Here is a 17,733-nt window from a genome sequence, read left to right on the forward strand (position 1 = left end):
TGCTTCTTTTGTTTATCCTCGCCGGCGGTCGGCGGGGGGGCCGGCCCCCGCGGGGGGGCGGCGGGGGGGGGGGCGGGGCGGCCCCCCCCCCCCGCCGCGCCCGCGCTCCCCCGTCCGGTCGGCGCGAACGCCGAACGATCAACCTTGGCCCACACCTGCCGGACGGGTCCAATATCCGGTTCCATAACCTTGGGGCATGGATGTCGACACCCGCCTGCTGCGCAGCTTCGCCGCGGTCTGCGAGGAGGGGCAGCTGACCGCTGCCGCGGCCCGGCTGTTCGTCTCCCAGCCGACGCTCACCAAGCAGATCCGCCAGCTGGAATCGCTGCTCGGGGTCGAGCTGTTCGAGCGCTCGCGGCGCGGCATGGCGCCCACCCCGGCCGGGCGGGCGCTGGCGGACTACGCCGGGGCGATGCTGGCCGGCTGGGAGGACGCGCTGCGGGCCACCCGGGCGGCCGCCGCCGAGCAGGGCTCGGTGCTGCGGGTGGGGTTCGAGGGCGGCATCATCAACCTGATGACCCGCAGCACCGTCGCCGACTTCGCCCGGCGGATGCCCGGCTGGCAGGTGGAGCTGCGGCAGAACAACTGGTTCGACCCGACCTCGGGCCTGGCCACCGGCGAGATCGACCTGACGCTCTGGCACGGCCCGGCGTGGCTGGTCGAGCACTACAACGTCGCCGTGCTCGGCGAGGAGGCGCGGGTCGTGGCGCTGCCGGCCGGGCACCGGCTGGCGGACCGGGCCGAGCTGTCCGTCGAGGACCTGCTGGACGAGCCGTTCGTGGCGATACCGCACGAGGCCGGGCACTGGCGCGAGTACTGGCTGGCGGGCCGGGAACGGGGCGGGCGTCCGGTGCGGATCGGCGCGGTGGCGCACAACACCGACGAGTGGCTGGCCGCGGTGGTGTGCGGTCAGGGCGTCGGCTTCGCACCGGAGACGATGAGCCGGCTGGCCGTACGGGATGACGTCGCGTACCGGCCGGTACGGGGGCTCAGCCCGAGCCGGGTCGGGCTGTACTGGCCGAAGGACCGCGAACTCACGCCGGCGATGGCCGCGTTCGTGCGCAGCTGCCGGGTCACGGTCCCCTTCGGCCGGCTGGGAAGGTCGGGTGGGACGGAGCCCCTGGTGAAAACGGAGCCCCGGGTGGGCACGCGGTCGGTGGAACCGAACTGACGGTCTACACCGCCACGAAGGCCTCGGGGTAGCGGCAGAGCCCGCGCGGAGCGCCGTCGTACGCGGGCAGCGGCAGCGCCTGGAAGTAGGCGTCCGGCACCTCGAACGGCCCGCTGATCTCGTGCCGTCCGGCCGCGCTGAAGCCGAACCGCCCGTAGTACTCCGGGTCGCCGAGGACGACCACGAGCTTCTCCCCCGCCTTCTCGGCCGCCGACAGCGCGGCCCGGACGACGAGTTCGCCGACGCCCTTGCGCTGCCACTCCGGCGCGACGGCGACCGGCGCGAGCGCGAGGCCCGCGCCGTCCTCGCCGACCCGCAGCCGGGTCAGCAGCGCGTGCCCGATCACCAGCCCGGCCTCGTCGACCGCGACCAGCGACAGCTCGGGCAGCCAGGCCGGATCGCGGCGCAGCGCGTCGACCAGGTCCGCCTCGTCCGGGCCGGGGAACGCGGCCATGTGGACGCGTCTGGTCGCCGGGACGTCATCCGGACACTCGACTCTTGTGATCACCTGCATGAGTCAACCCTCCTTGTGTCACACGTCATTGTGGACCGGCCCCGGACGGTGGGTGGACCGTCCGGGGCCGTTGAAGGTTAGCGGATCCGGTGTCAGGCGTCGGACTTCGCGGCGTCCTCGCGCAGCTTCGGCTTGGCGTCCACGCCGGCCTCCCGGCGCTGGGCCGGGGTGATCGGGGTCGGGGCGCCGGTCAGCGGGTCACCGCCGGTGGACGTCTTCGGGAAGGCGATGACGTCGCGGATGGTGTCGTACCCGCCGAGCAGGGTGACGATGCGGTCGAGGCCGAAGGCGACGCCACCGTGCGGCGGCGGGCCGTAGTTGAAGGCGTCCAGCAGGAAGCCGAACTGCGAGGCCGCCTCCTCCTCGGAGAGGCCGATCGCGTCGAACGCCCGCTTCTGCACGTCGCGCTGGTGGATACGGATCGAACCGCCGCCCAGCTCCGAGCCGTTGAGGACCAGGTCGTAGGCGTTGGACAGCGCCGAGCCCGGGTCGGTGTCGAAGGTGGCGAGCGACTCGGCGGTCGGGGCGGTGAACGGGTGGTGCACCGCGTGCCAGCCCTGGAACTCGCCCTTGTCGTCCTCGATCGGCTCGAACATCGGGAAGTCGACGACCCAGAGGAAGGCCCACTGCGACGCGTCGATCAGCTCGCAGCGGCGGCCGATCTCCAGACGGGCGGCGCCCAGCAGCTCCTGCGAGGGGCGCTGCTTGCCGGCCGCGAAGAAGATCGCGTCGCCGTTCTTGGCGCCCGCGGCGGCGGCCAGGCCGGCCAGGTGCTCCTCGGACAGGTTCTTGGCGACCGGGCCGCGCAGCTCGCCGGTCTCGGCGTCGATGACGACGTAGGCCAGGCCGCGGGCGCCGCGCGCCTTGGCCCAGTCCTGCCAGGCGTCGAGCGCCTTGCGGGGCTGCGAGGCGCCGCCGGGCATCACCACGGCGCCGACGTACGGGGCCTGGAAGACGCGGAACGCGGTGCCCTTGAAGTACTCGGTGAGGTCGGTGAGTTCCTGTCCGAAGCGGACGTCCGGCTTGTCGGAGCCGTAGCGGGCCATGGCGTCCGCGTAGGTCATCCGGGGCAGCGGGTTGGGGAGCTCGTAGCCGTGCACCTCGCGCCAGATCGAGCCGACGATCTTCTCGCCGAGGGCCAGGATGTCCTCCTGGTCGACGAACGAGGCCTCGATGTCGAGCTGGGTGAACTCCGGCTGCCGGTCGGCGCGGAAGTCCTCGTCGCGGAAGCAGCGGGCGATCTGGTAGTAGCGCTCCATGCCGGCCACCATCAGCAGCTGCTTGAACAGCTGGGGCGACTGCGGCAGCGCGTACCAGTGGCCGGGCTGCAGGCGGACCGGGACGAGGAAGTCGCGGGCACCCTCGGGGGTGGAGCGGGTGAGGTACGGCGTCTCGATGTCGAGGTAGTCGTTCTCCTCCATCACCCGGCGGATGATGTTGCTCACCTTGGAGCGCAGCCGCAGGCCCTTGGCCGGGCCCTCGCGGCGCAGGTCCAGGTAGCGGTAGCGCAGCCGGACCTCCTCGTTGACCGTGCCCGGCTCGTACTCGGCGACCGGGAAGGGCAGCGGGGCGGCCTCGGAGAGGACCTCGATCTCGCTGACGACGACCTCGACCGCGCCGGTCGGGATGTCCGGGTTCTCGTTGCCGTCGGGGCGCACCCGGACGTCGCCGACGACCTTGACGCAGTACTCGGCGCGAAGGCCGTGCACCGAGTCGAGGTCGCGGACCACGATCTGCACGGTGCCGGAGGCGTCGCGCAGATCGATGAAGGCGACACCGCCGTGGTCGCGGCGGCGGGCGACCCAGCCGGCCAGGGTGACGGTGGTGCCTGCGTGCTCCGGGCGGAGCGTGCCCGCGTCGTGCGTGCGGATCACAGCTGCTTCTCCTTCAGGGTGGTGACGAGTGCGTCGAGGGCGACGGGGTTCTGCTCGCCGGTGGTCAGGTCCTTGAGCTGGACGACGCCGTCGGCGAGGTCCCGGTCCCCGGCCACGAGGGCGAAGCGGGCGCCGGACCGGTCGGCGGACTTCATGGCGTTCTTGATGCTCTTGACGCCGAAGGCGAGGTCGGTGGCGACGCCGGCCCGGCGCAGCTCGACCACCTTGGCGAACAGGACGTTCTTGGCCTCCTCGCCGAGCGCGACGGCGTACACGGAGGTCGCGGCGGGCAGGTCGAGGACGATGCCCTCGGCCTCCATCGCCAGGAAGGTGCGGTCCACGCCGAGGGCCCAGCCGACGGACGGCAGCGCCGGGCCGCCGATCATCTCGGACAGGCCGTCGTAGCGGCCGCCGCCGCCGATCGCGGACTGGGCGCCGAGGCCGTTGTGCACGAACTCGAAGGTGGTGCGGGTGTAGTAGTCCAGGCCGCGGACCAGCTTCGGGTCGTCGACGAAGGCCACGCCGTTCGCGGTGAGCAGCTCGCGGACCTTCTCGTCGTACGCCTTGCACTCCTCGCACAGGTAGTCGCGCAGCTTGGGCGCGTCGACCAGCTGGGCCTGCACCGACTCGCGCTTGTCGTCCAGGACGCGCAGCGGGTTGATGTCGGCGCGGCGGCGGGTGTCCTCGTCCAGGTCCAGGCCGGCGAGGAACTCGACCAGGGCGGCGCGGTAGACCGGGCGGCACTGCTTGTCGCCGAGGCTGTTGAGCAGCAGCGAGTAGTCGCGCACGCCCAGCGAGCGGAAGGCGTCGTCGGCGAGGATGATCAGCTCGGCGTCCAGGGCCGGGTCCTCGGCCCCGATCGCCTCGGCGCCGACCTGGGAGAACTGGCGGTAGCGGCCCTTCTGGGCGCGCTCGTAGCGGTAGTACGAGCCGGAGTACCAGAGCTTGACCGGCAGGTTGCCCTGCTTGTGCAGGTTGGCCTGGAGGGCGGCGCGCAGCACCGAGGCGGTGCCCTCCGGGCGCAGCGCGAGCTCGTCGCCGCCGCGGGTGGTGAGGTTGTACATCTCCTTGCTGACGATGTCGGTGGACTCGCCGACGCCGCGGGAGAAGAGCTTCACGTCCTCGAAGACCGGAGTCTCGACGTAGCCGTAGCCGGCCCGGCGGGCGGGCGCGGCGATGCGCTCGCGGATCGCCAGGAAGGTCGCGGAGCTGGGGGGCAGCAGGTCGTAGGTGCCCTTGGGGGCGGTGAAGGTGCTCAACTTCTCTTCCGTCACATTCCTCGTCGCGGGAAAGCCTGGGCGCCGGCCGCCCCTGCTGCCTGTCGGAGGTAGGGGTTGGTGGCGCGCTCGTGGCCGATGGTGGTCTGTCCGCCGTGGCCGGAGAGGACCACGGTGGTGTCGTCGAGGGGCAGGCACACCCGGGCCAGCGACCGCATGATCGCCTCGCTGTCCCCGCCCGGGAGGTCGGTACGCCCGATGGAGCCGGCGAACAGCAGGTCGCCCGAGAACAGCACCGGGGGGAGGTCCTCGGCACCGGGCGTCCGGAAGGTCACCGACCCCCCGGTATGGCCCGGGGCGTGGTCCACGGTGAGCTGCAGGCCGGCGAGCTCCAGCACGGCGCCGTCGGTGAGCTCGCGCACGTCGTCGGGCTCGCCGACGGTGAGCTCGCCCATCAGCTGGGTGCCCAGGGCGCGGCCGAGGGCCTTCTCCGGGTCGGACATCATGTACCGGTCCTCGGGGTGGATCCAGGCCGGGACGCCGCGGGCGCCGCAGACCGGGACCACCGAGGCCACGTGGTCGATGTGGCCGTGCGTGAGCACCACGGCGACGGGCTTGAGCCCGTGCTCGCGGACCATCTCCTCGACACCGCGCGCCGCCTGGTGGCCGGGATCGACGATGACGCACTCCTCGCCCGCCGCCGGGGCGACCAGGTAGCAGTTGGTGCCCCAGGCTCCAGCGGGGAATCCGGCGATGAACACGCGCGTCCTTCGTGATGCGGTCGGCAGTGGCGGCTACGGTCGCGGCTGCCGGGTCGGATGCAGCCACCAGTCATGCAGCAAACCAGTGAGGTAAAGGCAGCCTACCGGCGGTGCGGGTGCGGTTGCGAACCAGATAGGGGTGGCGCGCGCGGTTCGCACTGACAGGTTCACCGCGTTCTTACAGGCCCGGTCCCTACACTTGGCCGCCGATGGATGCGATGATCCGCTTCGGTACCCATCCACTTTCCCAGCACATCCGTAGGAGACACGGCCGGTGGTCAGCAGCGAACAGCGGCGGCGGCAGCTCGCCCGAGAGAAGTACGAGCGCCAGATGGAGCGGCGGGTCGCCGCGCGGTCCGCGCGCAGGCGCCGCAACACGATCCTGGGCTCCGCGCTCGCCGTCGTGGTGCTGGCCGGCGGCGGTGCGCTGGTCGGCACCGGGGCGTTCAGCTCGGACAAGGACAAGTCGGCTTCGGCCGCCTCCTCCGCCAAGGCCGCGCCGAGCCAGAGCGCCGAGCCGACCACCCCGACCCGCAAGCCGGTCGAGGGCTGCGCCGATCCGGCGCCGGGCGCGCCGAACGGCAAGCAGTGGCAGGCCGAGCCGGCCATGGCGGTCGACGCGGGCGGCTCGTACACCGCGACGCTGGACACCAACTGCGGCAAGGTGACGCTCGCGCTCGACGCGGCCAAGGCCCCGCACACGGTGAACTCCTTCGTCTTCCTGGCCGGGGAGAAGTACTTCGACCACACCAAGTGCCACCGCCTCACCACCGACGGCATCTTCGTGCTCCAGTGCGGCGACCCGACCGCCAGCGCGACCGTCCCGGGCGGCACCGGCGGCCCCGGGTACAAGTTCGCGGACGAGAACCTGACCGGCGCGACCTACCCGGCGGGCACCGTGGCGATGGCCAACTCCGGCCCGGGCACGAACGGGAGCCAGTTCTTCCTGGTCTACAAGGACACCCAGCTGCCCCCGAACTACACCCCCTTCGGCAAGATCACCGGGGGCCTGGACGCGGTGCAGAAGATCGCCGCCGCGGGCACCCTGGAGGGCGCCCCGGACGGCCACCCGATGGCCGACGTCACCTTCAACTCGGTGACCACGGCAAAGAGTTGACATTTCCCGGGGCCGCCCACAAGGGGCGCCCGAAGCGCCTCGGCGCGGCCCCGGCCCGAAATCGCCCGGCCCGGATGCGGACAGCACCGGGGCCGGTCGCCTATGTTGGCGTTGTATCAGGGTGCCCGTACCCGCCTGGCCGTCACCCTCGGCAGCAAGTCACGGCGGACGGGGACGGCGGACTCATCGGTCCGCCGCACATCAACTGTGGACGACGGACGCGCGCCGCCCCGGCGCGGGCGCGACGTCATGTGGAGGACGCGCTATGAGCAGCGACCCGTGGGGCCGTGTCGACGAGCAGGGCACGGTCTACGTCAGGACGGCCGACGGCGAACGCGTCGTGGGTTCCTGGCAGGCCGGCTCGCCCGAGGAGGCCCTCGCCTACTTCGAGCGCAAGTACCAGGGCATCGAGGTGGAGATCGGCCTGCTGGAGAAGCGGGTGCGCACCACCGACCTGGCCGCCAAGGACGCCCAGGCCGCGCTGGACCACCTGCGCGCCCAGGTGACCGAGGGGCACGCGGTCGGCGACCTGGCCGCCCTGGCCAAGCGGCTGGACACGCTCGCCGGCGAGATCGAGAGCCGGCGCGAGGAGCGCAAGGCCGCTCGCGCCAAGGCCCAGGACGAGACCCGCACCGCCAAGGAGGCGCTGGTCTCCGAGGCCGAGCAGCTCGCCGAGTCCACCCAGTGGCGGGAGGCCGGGGACCGGCTGCGCGCCCTGGTGGACACCTGGAAGGGCCTGCCCCGGCTGGACCGCAAGAGCGACGACGAGCTGTGGCACCGCTTCTCGCACGCCCGCTCGGTCTTCTCCAAGCACCGCAAGGCGCACTTCGCGACCCTGGACGCCGAGCGCGAGCAGGCCCGGCAGACCAAGGAGGCGCTGGTCGCCGAGGCCGAGGCGCTGTCCTCGTCCACCGAGTGGGGCGACACCGCGGCCGCCTACCGCGACCTGATGGCGCGCTGGAAGTCCGCCGGCCGGGCCCAGCGGGACATCGAGGACGAGCTGTGGGCGCGCTTCCGCGGCGCGCAGGACGTCTTCTTCCAGGCCCGTTCCGCGGTGTTCAGCGAGCGGGACGCCGAGCAGGTGGCCAACCAGAAGCTCAAGGAGGCACTGGCCGTCGAGGCCGAGGCGATCCTGCCGATCACCGACCTGAAGGCCGCCAAGGCGGCGCTGCGCGAGGTCAACGAGCGCTGGGAGGCGATCGGGCACGTGCCGCGCGACGCCCGTCCGAAGCTGGACGGCCGGCTGAACACGGTCGAGCGGGCCATCCGCGAGGCCGAGGACTCCGAGTGGAAGCGCTCCAACCCGGAGGCCAAGGCGCGCGCCGCCGGCATGGTCGGCCTGTTCGAGGCGAAGGCCGACAAGATCCGGGCCGATCTGGACAAGGCCCGCGCCGCCGGCAACGCCGGCCGGATCGCCAAGCTGGAGAACGAGCTGGCCGGCGTGCAGACCCTGCTGGAGCAGGCGCACCGGAGCCAGGAGGAGTTCAGCGGCTGATCCGCCGAACGCACGAGAGAGGGCCCCGGGATCTCCCGGGGCCCTCTCTCGTGCTCGGGGCGCTACTTGCGGGCCGAGGTGACGCGGTAGACGTCGTAGACGCCCTCGACGCCGCGCACGGCCTTGAGCACATGGCCGAGGTGCTTCGGGTCGCCCATCTCGAAGGTGAAGCGGCTCATCGCGACCCGGTCGCGGGAGGTCTGCACCGCCGCCGACAGGATGTTGACGTGCTGGTCGGAGAGCACCCGGGTGACGTCCGAGAGCAGCCGGGAGCGGTCCAGCGCCTCGACCTGGATGGCCACCAGGAACACCGAGGACTGGGTGGCGGCCCACTCGACGTCGATCATCCGCTCGGGCTGCTGGCTCAGCGACTCGACGTTGACGCAGTCGGCGCGGTGCACCGAGACGCCGTTGCCGCGGGTCACGAAGCCGACGATCGGGTCGCCCGGCACCGGGGTGCAGCAGCGGGACAGCTTGACCCAGACGTCCTCGACGCCCTTGACGATCACGCCCGGGTCGCCCTTGGCCCGGCGGCGCACCGCCCGGCGGTCGTGCGTCGGGGTCGCGGTCTCGGCGAGGTCCTCGGTGGCGCCCTCCTCGCCGCCGAGCGCCTGGACCAGCTTCTGCACGATGTTCTGCGCGGTGACGTGGCCCTCGCCGATCGCGGCGTAGAGCGAGGAGATGTCGGGGTAGCGCATCTCGTGGGCCAGGGTGACCAGCGAGTCGCCGGTCAGGATCCGCTGGATCGGCAGGCCCTGCTTGCGCATCGCCCGGACGATCGCCTCCTTGCCGTGCTCGATCGCCTCCTCGCGGCGCTCCTTGGAGAACCAGGCGCGGATCTTGTTGCGGGCGCGCGGCGACTTGACGAAGCCCAGCCAGTCCCGGGACGGGCCGGCGTTCTCCGCCTTGGAGGTGAACACCTCGACGGCGTCGCCGTTCTCCAGCGTCGACTCCAGCGGCACCAGCCGCCCGTTGACCCGGGCCCCTATCGTCCGGTAGCCCACCTCGGTGTGCACCGCGAAGGCGAAGTCGACCGGGGTCGCACCGGCCGGCAGGGCTATCACGTCGCCCTTGGGCGTGAAGACGAAGACCTCGTTGCTGGCCAGGTCGAAGCGCAGCGACTCCAGGAACTCGCTCGGGTCGGCGGTCTCCTTCTGCCAGTCCAGCAGCTGCCGCAGCCAGGCCATCTCGTTGACGGCGCCGGCCTTGTCGTCCTTGCGGACCTGGGTCGGGGTGTCGGTGCGGACCTTGGACGCGCCGGCCACCGCGCGCTGCTTGTACTTCCAGTGCGCGGCGATGCCGTACTCGGCCCGGCGGTGCATGTCGAAGGTGCGGATCTGGAGTTCGACGGGCTTGCCGCCGGGGCCGATCACCGTCGTGTGCAGCGACTGGTACATGTTGAACTTGGGCATCGCGATGTAGTCCTTGAACCGCCCCGGCACCGGGTTCCACCGCGCGTGGATGGTGCCCAGCGCCGCGTAGCAGTCGCGGACGGTGTCGACCAGGACCCGGATGCCCACCAGGTCGTAGATCTCGGCGAAGTCCCGGCCCCGGACGATCATCTTCTGGTAGACCGAGTAGTAGTGCTTGGGCCGGCCGGTGACGGAGGCGGTGATCCGGGCGCCGCGCAGGTCCCCCTGGACCTGGTCGATGACGGTCGCCAGGTACTCGTCCCGCTTGGGGGCGCGCTCGGCGACCAGCCGGACGATCTCGTCGTACATCTTGGGGTAGAGGATCGCGAAGGCAAGGTCCTCCAGCTCCCACTTGATGGTGTTCATGCCCAGCCGGTGCGCCAGCGGGGCGTAGATCTCCAGCGTCTCGCGGGCCTTCTTCTCCTGCTTCTCCCGCTTGAGGTAGCGCATCGTGCGCATGTTGTGCAGGCGGTCGGCCAGCTTGATCACCAGGACCCGCGGGTCCTTGGCCATCGCGACGACCATCTTGCGGACGGTCTCGGCCTGCGCGGCCTCGCCGAACTTGACCCGGTCCAGCTTGGTGACGCCGTCCACCAGCAGCGCCACCGAGTCGCCGAAGTCCTTGCGCAGGGTCTCCAGGCCGTAGTCGGTGTCCTCGACGGTGTCGTGCAGCAGCCCGGCCATCAGGGTCGCGGCGTCCATCCCCAGCTCGGCCAGGATGGTGGCCACCGCCAGCGGGTGGGTGATGTACGGGTCGCCGCTCTTGCGCTTCTGCCCGCGGTGCCACTTCTCGGCGACGGCGTAGGCCCGCTCGATGTCCCGCAGCAGCGCCGGGTCGGCCTTCGGGTCGTTCGCCCGGATCGACCGGAACAGCGGCTCCAGCACGGGGTTGAGCACGCTGGAGCGCTGGCCGCCGAGGCGGGCCAGGCGGGCGCGCATGCCACCCGAGGAGGAGCCGCGCCCGGTGGGGGCGGTCGGTCGCGAGGAGGTCGGCGCCGGGCGTGCCGGGGTGGCCCCCGAGGGCGTGGGACGGTTGTCGGGGGCGGCCGCTTCGGCCGTGGGCACAACCTCGTCGGGCAAGGACTCTCCTCGGGGCACCGGGGCCGACCCCTGCCGCGGCCCGTACGGTCGGACGCAACCGGGAGGGGGTGAATCTTCATGGTACCGAGCCGGGCGCCGCGGCGTTCATCCACCCGGGCCGGAAACGGAAGGGGGGGGGGGGGGGGGGGCCCCCGGCCCCCCGCCCCCCGCGGGGGCCCCCACCGCGCACTCCCGCCAGCGCGCGAGCGGCCTGGGGGGGGGGGCCCGCGGGCCTACCCCCCCCCGGGCCCTCACCGGGGGGGGGGGGGGGGGTTCTACCCCCCCCCCCCCCTTCACTCAGGTCCCTCAGACCGTGACCAGCGTCTCCAGCGGAGCGCCGTTCAGGTGCCCGGCCAACCGTTCCCGGCCGTCCAGGAAGCCCAGCTCCATCAGCACCACGACGCCCACCAGCTCGGCGCCGGCCTCCTTCACCAGGTCCAGCGAGGCGCCGATGGTGCCACCGGTGGCCAGCACGTCGTCCACCACCAGCACCCGCTCACCGGGCGCGAAGGCGTCGCACTGCACCTCCAGCGTCGCCGAGCCGTACTCCAGCTCGTACGAGCGCCGGAACACCTCGCCGGGCAGCTTGCCCTGCTTGCGGATCGGCACGAAGCCGAGCCCGGCCGCGAAGGCCGCCGGAGCCGCCAGCACGAAGCCGCGCGCCTCCAGGCCCACCACCTTGGTCGCCCCGAGCTCCCGCGCCCGGTCCGCCAGCACCCTGGTGAGGGCGCCGAAGGCCTCGGCGTCGGCCAGCAGCGGCGCGATGTCCTTGAACAGCACACCCAGCTTCGGGTAGTCCGGGACGTCCCGGATCCGGCTGTTCAACAGCTCGGCCAGTGCGGTGTCGGCGGTGGTCACGGCGTGTCCTTACGGTCGGGTCGGTTCAGCGCTTGGTGGACGGACGGCCCTTGGCACGCGTGGTGCCGGCCGCCCGGCCGCGCTGACCGACCATACCCGCAGGCAGGTCCTCGTCCGCGATCTCCTCGCCCGCCGGCACCTCGCCCGCGGCCTTGGCAGCGGCCGCGGCCCGGTGCTGCAGGACCCGCTTGCGCAGCGCCTTCATCTCCGGCTGCTCCTCCTTGAGCTGCGCCAGCAGCGGGGTGGCGACGCAGATCGACGAGTAGGCACCGGCCGCGAGGCCGATGAACAGCGCCAGCGAGATGTCGTTCAGCGTGCCGGCGCCCAGGAGGCCGCCACCGATGAACAGCAGCGCGGCGACCGGGAGCAGGGCGACCACGGTGGTGTTGAGCGAACGCACCAGGGTCTGGTTGAGGCCCGCGTTGGCCGCCTCGCTGTAGGTGAGCTTGTTCTGCTTGGTGAGGTCCTTGGTGTTCTCCTTCACGGTGTCGAAGACGACGACCGTGTCGTAGAGCGAGTACCCGAGGATGGTCAGGAAGCCGATCACCGTACCGGGGGTGACCTCGAAGCCCACCAGGGCGTACACGCCGATGGTGATCAGGAGGTCGTGGATGAGGGCGACCAGGGCCGCCACCGCCATCCGCCACTCGAAGGCGATCGCCAGGTAGACCGTCACCAGGACCATGAAGATGATCAGGCCGGTGAGCGCCTTCGAGGAGATCTGCTTGCCCCAGCTGGGGCCGATCACCTGGGCCTCGACGGTGTCCAGCGGCACGGCCAGCTTCTCGGAGAGCTGAGCGCGGATCTCGTCCGAGCTCTTCGGCTCCTCGGTGCTGACCTGGATGCGGATCTTGCCGTTGTCGGTCGACTGCACCAGCGGGTGCGAGGAGACGATCTGGTTGGACGTCTCCTGCGCCTGCGAGACGGTCAGCCCCGGCTTGGCCACGGTGTAGACCGAGCCGCCCTTGAACTCGATGCCCAGGTGCAGGCCCATCGACAGACCGATCGCCGCGATCAGCACGATCACGCCGGAGATGGAGTACCAGAGCTTACGGCGCCCGACGAAGTCGAAGCTGACCTCGCCCTGGTAGAGCCGGTGTCCCAGATTGGAGAAGCGTGACACGGTGTCAGGCCTCCTTCACGGCGGCAGAGGAGGGGCTACGGCGACGGCTGCTGCGCAGCGGCGGGCGGGCGCCCAGCCGCTTCGGGTCCAGGCCGGACCACGGGTGACCGTTGGCGAAGAACTTGCGCCGGGCCAGCAGCGTGATCACCGGCTTGGTGAAGAGGAAGATCACCACGACGTCCAGCGCGGTGGTCAGCCCCAGGGTGAACGCGAAGCCCTGGACCTTGCCGACCGAGACCACGTAGAGCACGGCGGCACAGAGGAAGGACACGAAGTCCGACACCAGGATGGTGCGCCGGGCGCGCGGCCAGGCCCGCTGGACCGCCGGGCGCAGCGGGGCGCCCTCGCGGACCTCGTCGCGGATGCGCTCGAAGTAGACGATGAAGGAGTCGGCGGTGATGCCGATCGCGACGATCGCACCGCAGACCGCGGGCAGGTTCAGCGCGAAGCCGATCCCGGCGCCGAGCAGGCTCATGATCGAGTAGGTCAGGGCCGCCGAGACGAGCAGACCGGCGATCGAGACCAGGCCGAGGCCGCGGTAGTAGACCAGCGAGTAGAGCACCACCAGCAGCATGCCGATCGCGCCGGCGACCAGACCGGCCTTGAGCTGGTCGCTGCCGAGCGCCGGGGAGACGGTGGTGATGTCGCTCTTGCTGAATTCCAGCGGCAGGGCGCCGTAGCCCAGCACGTTGGACAGGTCCTGCGCCTCGGCCTGGCTGAAGCGGCCGGTGATCACGGCGCTGCCGCCGGGGATCACGTTCTTGACCTCGGGGTGCGAGACGACCTGGTTGTCCAGGACGATCGCGAACTGGTTGTTCGGCGGGGTCTGGGTGGCGAGCTGGCCGGTGACCTTGGTGAAGGCGTCGGTGCCGGCGCCGTTGAACTGCAGCTGGACCTGCCAGCCGGCACCCGTCTGGGTGTCGAGGCTCGGCTGGGCCTTGGAGACGTCCGAGCCCTTCACGGCGACGGGGCCGAGGGCGAGCTTCTCGTAGTAGCCGTTCTCGGGCTTCTGCGAACAGGCGACGACGGCCTTGTCCTCGGGGCCGGTCTGGGCCGCGCGGACCTCCGGCTTGGTGCAGTCGAGGGCGGTGAAGGCCGCGGCCAGCTCCGGCGGCACGGTGCCCTGGGTCATCGCGGCGCTGACGTCCGCGGCGCTGGGCGGGGTGGCGGGCGCGGACGGCGTGGCGGCGGCGCTCGGGGCGGTGCTCGCGCCCGTGGCGGCGGCGCTCGGGCTGGCGTCGGCGGCCAGCGCCTCACCGGCCGGGCGGCCCTGCTTGGTGCCGCTCGCGCTGGGCGTTCCGGTGGCGCTCGCGCCGGCCGAGGCGGTGGAGCCGGCGGACGGGGCCGCGCTCGGGGTGCCGGTGGCCGAGGGGGAGCCGGTGGGCGCCGGCGGCGTGAAGCCGCTGGGCGCCACCGCGAGGACCGGGCGGAAGAACAGCTTGGCGGTGGTACCCACCTGGTCCGCCGCGTTCTGCTGGTTGCCGCCCTTGGGGATGTTCACGATGATCGTGTTGTCGCCCTGGGTCTGCACCTCCGCCTCGGAGACACCCATGCCGTTGACGCGGCGCTCGATGATCCCGGTGGCGATGTCCATGTTGGACTTGGTGATCGCCTTGGGGTCGGTCGACTTCGCGGTCAGCGTGATACTGGTGCCACCGGCGAGGTCGATTCCGAGCCGGGGCTTGGTGTGGCCCGTCCCGAACATGAGGGCGACCAGTCCGACGGTGACGACCAGGATGAGGGCCAGCGCCCGCCCTGGGTAGCCGTCGCGCGGGCGCGACTTGGGTGTTGCCACCTTGCTCGTTTCTCCCTGTCCATGCCACTCCCCCAACCGGACCCCCGTCCGGCTTGTGGCGGGACGGGGGCATGGCGGTTCTGCGGCCCTGAGGTCCTGTGGGCTCGCGGCACTGGGCCGCGCGGCCGGGCTGGTGCCCGACCGTACTACTTGCTCGCGGGAGCCCCGCCCTCGACGTCGCCCTTGGCGCCGCCGTCCTTGGTGAGCGTCAGCGGCTTGTCCTCGACCGGCTCGGCGTCGGTGTCCTCGGCCTCCGGCTCGGCCAGCTCGTCATCGGCGGGGCGACCGTTGATGATCGCGTCGTACTCCTGGGGCTCCAGGACAGCGGCGATCGCGCTCTTGGTGAAGTGGGTGACCACGCCGGGCGCGATCTCCAGCTCGATGGTCTCCTCGTTGATCGCCTTCACCGTGGCGTACAGGCCACCGATGGTGCGCACCCCCGCCCCTGGCTCCAGCGAGGTCTGCATCTGCTGCATCTGCGACTGGCGCTTCTTCTGCGACCGGAACATGAGCACGATCGCGATGATCGGGAGGAGAAGGATGATGAAGTTCACTGCAGCCAGGGTCCTTTACGGGCCGCCGACCGGCGGCCTGTGTGGTATTGGTCGGCCCGTCAGGTGAGCGGGGCGGTCCGGCGGAGTCTAGGCGACCCCGAACTGATCGGACAACGCCAAGCATCGCATCCTGCCGCCGAAAGTGGCGACCCTCCGCCTGCACAGTTTCCCCGGACTTCGCCCCCGGCTCGCACCCGGGCCACTCACCGGGGCGGTGCATCGGACGCCTCCCGGGAACCGTCGGGCGGCGATCACCCGTTCAGCCCTCGTCGGCCCGGAAGAGTTCGGATTGCGCGGGCACGGCGCCCCGGGCGGTCTGGATCGGCGGGGTCAGCCCGAGGTGCTGCCAGGCCGCCGCGGTGGCGATCCGGCCGCGCGGGGTCCGGGCGAGCAGGCCCTCGCGGACCAGGAAGGGCTCCGCCACCTCCTCGACCGTCTCGGACTCCTCCCCCACCGCGACCGCAAGAGTCGACAAACCGACCGGTCCGCCGCCGAACAGCCGCAGCAGCGCGGTCAGCACCGCGCGGTCCAGCCGGTCCAGACCGCGGGCGTCCACCTCGTAGACGTCCAGCGCCCGGGCGGCGATCTCGACGGTGACCTGGCCGTCGTGCCGCACCTGCGCGAAGTCGCGGACCCGGCGCAGCAGCCGGTTGGCGATGCGCGGCGTCCCCCGCGAGCGGCCGGCGATCTCGGCGGCGCCGGCCGGGTCGATCTCCACGTCCAGCAGGGTGGCCGAGCGGCGCACCACCCGTTCGAGCTCGGCCGGGGCGTAGAACTCCATGTGCCCGGTGAAGCCGAAGCGGTCGCGCAGCGGGGGCGGCAGCAGGCCGGCCCGGGTGGTGGCGCCGACCAGGGTGAAGGGCGGCAGTTCCAGCGGGATGGCGGTGGCGCCCGGGCCCTTGCCGACGATCACGTCGACCCGGAAGTCCTCCATCGCCATGTAGAGCATCTCCTCGGCCGGCCGGGACATCCGGTGGATCTCGTCGAGGAAGAGCACCTCGCCCTCGGCGAGCGAGGAGAGGATCGCCGCGAGGTCCCCCGCGTGCTGGATCGCCGGGCCGGAGGTGATCCGGATCGGGGCGCCCAGCTCGGCGGCGATGATCATGGACAGGGTGGTCTTGCCCAGCCCGGGCGGCCCGCTGAGCAGCACGTGGTCGGGCGCGCTGCCGCGCTTGCGGGCCGCCTGGAGCACCAGGGACAGCTGCTCGCGCACCCGCTCCTGACCGATGAACTCGTCCAGCAGCTTGGGGCGCAGCGCCGCCTCGACCGCCTGGTCCTCCCCGTCGGCGGCGGCCGTCACCAGCCGGTCGCCCGGGTCCGAGTCGTACGGACTCATCAGCACATGCTCCAAAGTCGACAAGAGGACAGATCGCCAGATGGCTTTAGCGGGATCGGTTGAGGCCGCGCAGGGCGAGCCGGAGCAGTGCGCCGACGTCCGGCGTCTGCTGGGCCTCCGCCTCGGGGGTGACGGCCACGACCGCCTCGTCCGCCTCGCGCGGAGCGTAGCCGAGACCGGTCAGCGCCGAGTGCAGCTGCTCGCTCCAGGGGGCCGGACCGCTCGCGATCGGCTTCTGCGCCGGCACCGCGCCGTGCGGGGCGCCCAGCTTGTCCTTGTACTCCAGCAGCAGCTTGGCGGCCTTCGCCTTCCCGATGCCGGGCACGGCCACCAGCGCCTTCTCGTCGCCGCCGGCCACCGCGGCCCGCAGCGTGTCGGGGCTGTGCACCCCGAGGATCGCCTGCGCCAGCTTCGGGCCGACGCCCGGCGCGGCCTGGAGGATCTCGAAGACGGCGCGCTCGTCGTCGTCCGCGAAGCCGAACAGGGTCAGCGAGTCCTCCCGGACCACCAGCGAGGTCGCGAGCCGGACGGGCTCACCCAGCCGGAGCCCGGCCAGCGTGTTCGGCGTGCACTGCACGGCCATGCCGACCCCGCCGACCTCGACCACGGCGAGTCCGGAGGAGATGGCCGCCACGGGCCCTTGCACGAAGGCGATCACCGGCTGCTTCCTTTCAGGGGGGTGGCGCGGGCCGCCCGTACCGCGGCCTCCAGGCGGTTGACCGCCCCGCCGCGCCAGATGTGGCAGATGGCCAGCGCCAGCGCGTCGGCGGCGTCGGCGGGCTTGGGCGGGGAGTCCAGCCGCAGCAGGCGCTGCACCATGGCCGTGACCTGCGCCTTGTCGGCCCGGCCGGAGCCGGTGACGGCGGCCTTGACCTCGCTCGGGGTGTGCAGGGTGACCGGGATGCCGCGCCGGGTGGCGCAGAGCATCGCGACCGCGCTGGCCTGGGCGGTGCCCATCACCGTCCGGACGTTGTGCTGGGCGAACACCCGCTCGACGGCGACCAGCTCCGGCTCGTGCTCGTCGAGCCAGGCCTCTATGCCCTGCTCCACCAGCAGCAGCCGCCGCCCGATCTCCTCCTCGGCGGGGGTGCGCACCACGCCGACCCCGACCATCCGCAGCGGCCGCCCCGGCGCACCCTCGACCACGCCGATCCCGCACCTGGTCAGCCCCGGGTCGACGCCCAGTACCCGTACCACAGCCCCGCCTCTCGTTGATCGCCGCTCGCCTCCGGGCGCTCCGGCCCGGGCAGGCCCTCCGGCCCACGGCGGGCGACCTGCGAAGGCTACCGTCCGGGTCCGACAGCGCCCGCAAAGACACCGGCCCGGCGGGCGGGGGTCCCCCCGGGCGGGGTGAGAGATCGATCACAGCGCGGCGAGCTGCGCACCCACCTCGTCGGGGTAGTGGAAGTTGGCGAATACGTTGTGG

15 protein-coding genes are annotated in these 17,733 nt (G+C 72.2%); 3 read left to right on the forward strand and 12 right to left on the reverse strand.

Annotated features, from left to right (window positions below):
* Nucleotides 1–196 precede the first annotated feature (196 nt).
* The gene (locus ACFV6D_RS24205) at nucleotides 197–1,171 is read left to right on the forward strand and encodes a LysR family transcriptional regulator (RefSeq protein WP_380344267.1); all 975 of its coding nucleotides are present in this window, start codon (nucleotides 197–199) and stop codon (nucleotides 1,169–1,171) included.
* Between the two features lie 4 nt (nucleotides 1,172–1,175).
* On the opposite strand, the gene ACFV6D_RS24210 is transcribed toward ACFV6D_RS24205, so the two are convergent.
* From ACFV6D_RS24210 to ACFV6D_RS24225, 4 genes are all read right to left on the reverse strand, one after another.
* A complete protein-coding gene (locus ACFV6D_RS24210) occupies nucleotides 1,176–1,685 on the reverse strand; it encodes a GNAT family N-acetyltransferase (RefSeq protein WP_063346796.1) in 510 nt (169 codons plus the stop codon).
* A gap of 92 nt (nucleotides 1,686–1,777) precedes the next feature.
* A complete protein-coding gene (gene aspS, locus ACFV6D_RS24215) occupies nucleotides 1,778–3,559 on the reverse strand; it encodes an aspartate--tRNA ligase (protein WP_063346797.1) in 1,782 nt (593 codons plus the stop codon).
* Nucleotides 3,556–4,818, reverse strand: a complete 1,263-nt coding sequence (gene hisS / locus ACFV6D_RS24220; protein ID WP_063346798.1) for a histidine--tRNA ligase — start codon at nucleotides 4,816–4,818, stop codon at nucleotides 3,556–3,558. The genes aspS and hisS overlap by 4 nt, the downstream gene beginning before the upstream one ends.
* Before the next feature lie 11 nt (nucleotides 4,819–4,829).
* A complete protein-coding gene (locus tag ACFV6D_RS24225; protein WP_063346799.1) occupies nucleotides 4,830–5,537 on the reverse strand; it encodes an MBL fold metallo-hydrolase in 708 nt (235 codons plus the stop codon).
* Between the two features lie 274 nt (nucleotides 5,538–5,811).
* Here ACFV6D_RS24225 and ACFV6D_RS24230 point away from each other — a divergent pair, with 274 nt between their 5' ends.
* Both ACFV6D_RS24230 and ACFV6D_RS24235 read left to right on the forward strand, forming a co-directional pair.
* The gene (locus tag ACFV6D_RS24230; RefSeq protein ID WP_063346800.1) at nucleotides 5,812–6,654 is read left to right on the forward strand and encodes a peptidylprolyl isomerase; all 843 of its coding nucleotides are present in this window, start codon (nucleotides 5,812–5,814) and stop codon (nucleotides 6,652–6,654) included.
* A gap of 265 nt (nucleotides 6,655–6,919) precedes the next feature.
* Entirely contained in the window at nucleotides 6,920–8,149 is a 1,230-nt protein-coding gene (locus ACFV6D_RS24235) for a DUF349 domain-containing protein (RefSeq protein WP_063346801.1), read from the forward strand.
* 62 nt (nucleotides 8,150–8,211) lie between these two features.
* Here the strand turns inward: ACFV6D_RS24235 and ACFV6D_RS24240 are convergent, their stop codons facing one another.
* From ACFV6D_RS24240 to ruvC, 8 genes are all read right to left on the reverse strand, one after another.
* Nucleotides 8,212–10,626: a RelA/SpoT family protein gene (locus ACFV6D_RS24240; RefSeq protein WP_380344325.1), complete on the reverse strand. Its 2,415-nt coding sequence runs from the start codon at nucleotides 10,624–10,626 to the stop codon at nucleotides 8,212–8,214.
* Nucleotides 10,627–10,947: 321 nt separating this feature from the next.
* The gene (locus ACFV6D_RS24245; protein WP_380561099.1) at nucleotides 10,948–11,499 is read right to left on the reverse strand and encodes an adenine phosphoribosyltransferase; all 552 of its coding nucleotides are present in this window, start codon (nucleotides 11,497–11,499) and stop codon (nucleotides 10,948–10,950) included.
* 25 nt (nucleotides 11,500–11,524) lie between these two features.
* Entirely contained in the window at nucleotides 11,525–12,622 is a 1,098-nt protein-coding gene (gene secF / locus ACFV6D_RS24250) for a protein translocase subunit SecF (protein WP_363372782.1), read from the reverse strand.
* 4 nt (nucleotides 12,623–12,626) lie between these two features.
* On the reverse strand, nucleotides 12,627–14,417 hold the full coding sequence (gene secD, locus ACFV6D_RS24255; protein ID WP_063346805.1) for a protein translocase subunit SecD: 1,791 nt from the start codon (nucleotides 14,415–14,417) through the stop codon (nucleotides 12,627–12,629).
* Nucleotides 14,418–14,563: 146 nt separating this feature from the next.
* Nucleotides 14,564–14,971: a preprotein translocase subunit YajC gene (yajC, locus tag ACFV6D_RS24260; protein ID WP_063346806.1), complete on the reverse strand. Its 408-nt coding sequence runs from the start codon at nucleotides 14,969–14,971 to the stop codon at nucleotides 14,564–14,566.
* Nucleotides 14,972–15,230: 259 nt separating this feature from the next.
* Complete coding sequence (ruvB, locus tag ACFV6D_RS24265; protein ID WP_380344282.1) at nucleotides 15,231–16,307, reverse strand: Holliday junction branch migration DNA helicase RuvB; 1,077 nt, start codon at nucleotides 16,305–16,307, stop codon at nucleotides 15,231–15,233.
* Between the two features lie 46 nt (nucleotides 16,308–16,353).
* Nucleotides 16,354–16,965 carry a Holliday junction branch migration protein RuvA gene (gene ruvA / locus ACFV6D_RS24270; protein WP_380561100.1) on the reverse strand — a complete coding sequence of 204 codons (612 nt, stop codon included), beginning with the start codon at nucleotides 16,963–16,965 and terminating at the stop codon, nucleotides 16,354–16,356.
* Nucleotides 16,962–17,504 (reverse strand): crossover junction endodeoxyribonuclease RuvC, encoded by a 543-nt coding sequence (gene ruvC / locus ACFV6D_RS24275; protein ID WP_380561101.1) that lies wholly within the window; start codon nucleotides 17,502–17,504, stop codon nucleotides 16,962–16,964. The genes ruvA and ruvC overlap by 4 nt, the downstream gene beginning before the upstream one ends.
* Between the last annotated feature and the right edge of the window lie 229 nt (nucleotides 17,505–17,733).

Origin of the sequence: Kitasatospora sp. NPDC059812, from assembly GCF_042732075.1 — a bacterium.
Classification (GTDB): Bacteria; Actinomycetota; Actinomycetes; order Streptomycetales; family Streptomycetaceae; genus Kitasatospora.